The sequence below is a fragment of the Capnocytophaga sp. oral taxon 329 str. F0087 genome, from assembly GCF_000213295.2.
In the GTDB taxonomy this organism is placed as follows: Bacteria; Bacteroidota; Bacteroidia; order Flavobacteriales; family Flavobacteriaceae; genus Capnocytophaga; species Capnocytophaga leadbetteri_A.
Window position 1 is genome coordinate 27,927 of record NZ_KN389987.1, and the last position, 5,829, is coordinate 33,755.

Consider the following 5,829-nt stretch of genomic DNA (forward strand, 5'->3'; position numbering starts at 1 on the left):
TCACCTTCTTCTGATTGGCAATCTTAGCTTGCACATACAGCACTTCTCCCCATATATCCGATAGTAAAGGACTAAAATAAGGCACCGCTTTCTCTATGCGCTCAAAGATATAGTCAAGGGGAGCCCCACTGCCGAAATAACCCACCAACTGCTTGCTAAACTTCGCAGCTACCTCTGTTACTTCTCTCACCTTGGCGGCTGTCTTATTCGCCCACTCTTTGTACTGACTTTTAGCCCCTATCTCACCCATATAGCTACTACAGTGTTGCGCCCACTCATCTGCTAAAATACGCCAGTCAAAAGTCTGCAGTATCGTCTGTTGCAAGAACTCGCTCTTACCCTCTTCGCAGGCTTGCTGCACTTGACTTTCATCAGCTTTATTCACCGCGTAGTCTATCACCTCCTCATCATTATCAATACCGTTTTGCGCCACCGACGAAAGCAACACCAAACCGTCGAGAGAGCGCAAACGCGAAAAAGCCACATAGGCTTGTCCTGAAGCAAACACGCTACCGAGGTCAAGAGCCGCTTTCTCAAAAGTAAGTCCCTGACTCTTATGTATGGTGATAGCCCACGCCAAACGCAGCGGATACTGGGTAAAAGTACCTAACTTCTCTTCTTCTATATCTTTAGTCGTTTCGTTGAGCCTAAAGCGCAAGTTCTCCCATACATAACGCTCTACATTGATAGGCTGCCCCCCGTCTAACAGCACCTCTACACTGTCCTCTGTTAGCGATAGCACCGTCCCCATTTTGCCATTGAAAAACAGATGCTCGCCCGATGGGTCGTTCTTGATAAACATCACCCTTGCTCCTTCTTTCAGCTGTATCACCTTATCGGTAGGATACAGATAGTCAGGGAAGTCGCCTATTACCTCAGCCTCATAAGCAAACGCTGGTGTGCGAAGCTGCTGCATAGCGTGCTGGTTCATCGTATCGGCTTTGGCATTATGGGTAGTGAGGGTTACGTATTCGCCTTTGCTTTGCTTAGCAAATGCAGGCTTCACATAAGGCTGTAGCAGCTGTAGGTCTTCTTCAGTGAGTTTGTTTTCGCGCAAGTGATTCAATATAGAAACGAATAGCTTATCTGTCTGCCTATATATCGTTTCGAGTTCTACATACAGCAGTGGATACTTGGTAATCACCTCCGATTGAAAGAAGTACATCCCCTTATAATATTGTTTGAGCACCTCCCACTCCTCCTGCTTCACCACAGGGGGTAACTGCATTAGGTCGCCTATAAAAAGCACCTGCACCCCTCCAAAAGGCTCGTGATTGCGGCGTATGAACTGCAACATATAGTCCATCGCATCTAACACATCGGCGCGCAGCATACTCACCTCATCTACGATGAGCAGCTCCATATTCCGAATAAGTTGCTGCTTGTTTTTATGCATTTGGAAGTGTTTGCGCAGCGAAACGCGGTTTTCAAAACGAAGATGCTCATTTACGATAGGCGGTGCTGACTGTGTAGGCAGGAAAGACGCAAAAGGAAGTTGAAAAAGCGAGTGAATAGTAACGCCTCCTGCATTAAGAGCAGCAATACCCGTAGGGGCTGCTACTACCGTATTTTTGTAGGTGGTCGCGATAATCTTGCGTAGGAGAGTAGTTTTGCCGGTACCGGCTTTACCGGTGAGGAATATATTCCGGTTAGTTTGGCTTATAAGGGTGAGTATATATTCGGTCATAAATCATTAGCAATTTCAGTCAGCAGCTTTTTGTTGCAAAGATACAAAATAATTTTGATTTTTTGCCTTAATCTTCCTTATCAGAAAAATTTTCTGTATATACCTTCCCTTTACTTTAGATATAGGAACAATATAGGAACGATATAGGAACGATATAGGATAAGCGAAAAAAAATCGACGAGCTGGCGCAGCCGAGTATGTAACAAATCATAAATATCTAACCTATATACAAAAAAACAGATTTTTTTTCGTGTACACTGACCTTCGCATCTCCCCCTTTGAAGGGGGACGGGGGGATGTTTATCTTTGCTAATGGGCAAATCGACAAATTGGCAAATTGGCAAATCGACAAATCGACAAATTTGCTAATTTTTTTGGTCGCTAATAAAAAAATAATTATCTTTGCCTCTCAAAATAAATTCAATATGAATAAACCCGCTACAGAAGAAAGTTTAGAAATAGTAAAGAAAGTCCTTACCAAATATTTGGAAGACAACGCCCACAGAAAAACCCCTGAGCGTTATGCTATTCTAAAGGAAATTTACGAGTTTAATGACCACTTCGACATAGAGACCCTCTATGTGAATATGAAAAACAAAAAATACAGAGTTAGCCGCGCCACCCTCTATAACACTATGGAGCTGCTACTTGAATGCGGTTTGGTGCGCAAACACCAATTCGGGCAAAACCAAGCCTATTACGAAAAATCTTACTTCGATAAGCAGCACGACCACGTGATTCTTACCGATACAGGCGAAATCGTAGAGTTTTGCGACCCCCGCATACAAACTATTCAGAAAACTATAGAAGACGTGTTCGACATCGATATCACTCACCACTCTCTTTACTTCTACGGAACACGCAGAAAAAAAGAAAACCAAGAAGAGAGTAATACTCACGAAAAATAAGCGTAAAAAATGGCAGTAGATTTATTATTAGGTCTTCAGTGGGGAGACGAAGGTAAAGGAAAAATTGTAGACGTACTCACACAAGGTTATGATATTATAGCGCGCTTTCAAGGAGGCCCTAACGCAGGGCATACCCTTGAGTTCAACGGCATTAAGCACGTGCTACACACCATCCCATCGGGTATCTTCCACCCTACTTCTATCAACATCATAGGCAATGGCGTGGTGATAGACCCTATCATCTTCAAAAAAGAAATTGATGGGCTCGCTCCTTACAATGTGCCCCTCAAAGACAACTTGCTCATCTCGCGCAAGGCACACCTTATCCTGCCTACTCACCGCCTCCTCGATGCCGCTTCCGAAGCCTCTAAAGGGAAAGCCAAAATAGGCTCTACCCTCAAAGGTATAGGCCCTACCTATATGGATAAAACAGGGCGCAACGGCTTGCGCGTAGGCGATATAGAGTTAGACGATTTCGAGGTGCGTTATCGCAACCTTACCGACAAGCACGAAGAGATGCTCGCTAACTATAAAGTAGATATACAATACAACCTAAAGGAATTAGAAGCTGAGTTTTTCGAGGCTGTGAAAGTGCTCAAAGGCTTCCAGCTCATCGACAGCGAAGAGTATCTGTACCAAGCCCTAAAACAAGGAAAGAAAATATTAGCCGAAGGAGCGCAAGGTTCGTTGTTAGACATCGACTTTGGTACTTATCCATTCGTTACCTCGTCTAACACTACCGCTGCTGGTGCTTGTACCGGCTTAGGGGTAGCGCCTCGCAGCATAGGCGAAGTGATAGGCATCTTCAAAGCCTACACCACCCGCGTAGGTAGTGGTCCTTTCCCTACCGAACTCTTTGATGAGGCAGGCGAAACAATGACCCAAGTAGGGCGCGAGTTTGGGGCTACTACCGGTCGTCGTCGTCGTTGTGGCTGGCTCGATTTGGTAGCTCTTAAATATGCCGTACAAGTGAGCGGCGTTACCCAATTGGTAATGATGAAAGCCGACGTACTCAGCGGATTCGATACGCTAAAAGTATGTACTTCATATCTTTATAAAGGAAAGGAAATCAAGCATTTACCTTATAATATAGAAGAGCAAAATGTCACCCCTGTCTATACTGAACTCAAAGGGTGGCATCAAAACCTCACCGATATTAAAGACTATGCACAGCTACCTAAAGAACTGACAGACTATGTAGATTTCTTAGAAAAAGAATTAGAAATACCTATCAAAGTAGTGTCGGTAGGCCCAGATAGAACCCAAACCATCACAAGATAAAACATTAAAAAAGCGTAATAATAAAAAATATTACGCTTTTTTATTTGTTTTTTATTGAAATTGTTGTACATTTGCGGGAGTACAATACTATCGTAAAGCTATGGAAAAGACAGTTAGAAAATTTTTAGACACCATACTCGATACTGCCACTCCCCTAATTGCCACACTCAATAAGGGGGCTGATGATGCACAAGTAGCCGAGTTTGAGCGCGAAATGGGGGTAACTCTACCTCCAGATGTACGCCAATTATACCAGACATTCAACGGACAAAAGAAAGGTAACAACGATGTCTTTTTTATAGATGAATTGCGCTTTCTCCCTCTGAGCGAGATAAAAGAAGCCCAACAGCAGTGGCTACAACATTTAGAGAAAGTACCCAACTGGCAAGACCTCAAGTTTGACGAAGAAGAAGCTATCGATATGTATTGGGATGGGGTGATAAAAAACCAGTTTTACAATCCTAAATGGTTGCCTTTCCTCACCGATGGGGTGCGCTACATCTTCATTGACCTAGACCCCGATAAAAAAGGAATTGTAGGGCAAATAGGCGAGTTAGAACTTTCTGTAGATTCTATAGAAGATTCTTTTATGGATATACTCAACGAGTCTATAAGCGAATGGCTTGAGTCCATTAATGATGATTTAGAAGAGAATCTTATCTATTACGACCCCGATTTGCATTCGTTAGTCGATAGTTTTGTTTTTGATGAAGAGAACGTTATGTCTAATATCTTTGCCCCTACCCCCGACTATGTGTCAGAAGGCGGCTCTAACGTATATAACTATTCTGAAAAAGACCAAAGCGACTTCGTTATTCCAGACCGCAGCTGTGTGTATATGGATGAGATTTGCGAGCATTTCGAGAAGTATATCGGCACAGTAGATAGCGTATTTCACGAAATTGTATCAGAGTATGTGCATATCGATGTGCATTGGATAAAGCCAACGGCTGAGCACCCTTATCACGTGCTTTTCACCACTGGTATGAGCGACTACCCTATGTACCTGCCCGAAGGTTTAGACGACCCTAATAGTTACAGTCACGCCGAGCTAATGGTCTATCTCCCCGCTGACTGGCAAATAAGCGATGAAGCTTTCAAAGATAATGATAATTATTGGCCTGTGTATTTCCTAAAGATGATAGCGCGTTTCCCACATCAGTACAAAACGTGGATGGCCGAGGGGCACACTATCCCTAATGGCGAATACGCTGAGCCTATCGCTAATACCGAGTTTGGTTGCATCTTGCTGATGCCACCTTATCTTTCAGCTCCAGAAGAGTTTCTGAGGTTGGAGACCAAAGATGGTACGCTTATCAATTTCTACGCGCTAATACCTATTTATCCAGAAGAAATGGAGTTAAAATTAGAAGAAGGGGTTGATACGCTTTTAGAGTTGTTAGACGATAACAATATCACTGAAGTAATAGACATTCACCGCAAGAATGTAGCCTTAGAATAAACAACAACTTTAAGCAAAAAAAAGAAACCGATGAGAGCTTGCTCTCATCGGTTTCTTTTTAGTATTTCTGCTAATATTTTCTTAGCCCGCAGCAGGGTTATTTTCACATTGCTCATAGTACTGCTCATCTCTTCGGCTATCTCTTTATAACTCTTCTCTTGCAGATAGCGCAACTGTATAGCCGTTCGGTAAGGGTCTTTCAGCTGCTTAATGCATTTAAGGAGATAGTCAAACTGTTGTTCCATTATCAAGCTATCTTCTATAGTAGGCGACTCATCTGCTATGCGTTTAGATTCTTTTTCTTCTGTATCTAAGTGCAGTATGGGTTCACTCTGCCGCCTAAGTAAGTCGATATGAATATTTTTAGAAATAGTGATAAGCCAAGTGCGAAAAGAGTATTGCTCATCAAACGAACTAATCTTGTCAAAAGCACGAGCAAAAGTCTGCACCGTGATGTCTTCAGCCTCTGCTTCACTACCTACGCGCTTAAG

The 5,829-nt window shown here is 43.1% G+C and carries 5 protein-coding genes; 3 read left to right on the forward strand and 2 right to left on the reverse strand.

What is annotated here, in order from left to right; translation table 11 throughout:
- On the reverse strand, positions 1-1,687 hold a 1,687-nt coding region (locus HMPREF9074_RS01730; protein WP_034539510.1), incomplete at its 3' end, for an ATP-dependent DNA helicase.
- Between the two features lie 425 nt (positions 1,688-2,112).
- Between HMPREF9074_RS01730 and HMPREF9074_RS01735 the strand changes: the two genes are divergently transcribed.
- The 3 genes from HMPREF9074_RS01735 to HMPREF9074_RS01745 all read left to right on the forward strand — a co-directional run bounded on the left by HMPREF9074_RS01735 (position 2,113) and on the right by HMPREF9074_RS01745 (position 5,338).
- Positions 2,113-2,595, forward strand: a complete 483-nt coding sequence (locus tag HMPREF9074_RS01735) for a Fur family transcriptional regulator (RefSeq protein ID WP_034539532.1) — start codon at positions 2,113-2,115, stop codon at positions 2,593-2,595.
- A gap of 9 nt (positions 2,596-2,604) precedes the next feature.
- Positions 2,605-3,876, forward strand: coding sequence for an adenylosuccinate synthase (locus HMPREF9074_RS01740; RefSeq protein ID WP_009388705.1), 1,272 nt, complete (start codon positions 2,605-2,607; stop codon positions 3,874-3,876).
- 100 nt (positions 3,877-3,976) lie between these two features.
- Positions 3,977-5,338, forward strand: a complete 1,362-nt coding sequence (locus HMPREF9074_RS01745) for a suppressor of fused domain protein (RefSeq protein ID WP_009388706.1) — start codon at positions 3,977-3,979, stop codon at positions 5,336-5,338.
- A 44-nt stretch (positions 5,339-5,382) separates the two neighbouring features.
- Here the strand turns inward: HMPREF9074_RS01745 and HMPREF9074_RS01750 are convergent.
- Positions 5,383-5,829: RNA polymerase sigma factor (locus tag HMPREF9074_RS01750; RefSeq protein WP_034539512.1), on the reverse strand; the 447-nt coding region annotated here is incomplete at its 5' end.

Bases quoted from the DNA above. Each gene is read 5' to 3' on its own strand.
- HMPREF9074_RS01735 (WP_034539532.1), top strand. From the start codon at position 2,113: ATGAATAAACCCGCTACAGAAGAAAGTTTAGAAATAGTAAAGAAAGTC.
- HMPREF9074_RS01740 (WP_009388705.1), top strand. From the start codon at position 2,605: ATGGCAGTAGATTTATTATTAGGTCTTCAGTGGGGAGACGAAGGTAAA.
- HMPREF9074_RS01745 (WP_009388706.1), top strand. From the start codon at position 3,977: ATGGAAAAGACAGTTAGAAAATTTTTAGACACCATACTCGATACTGCC.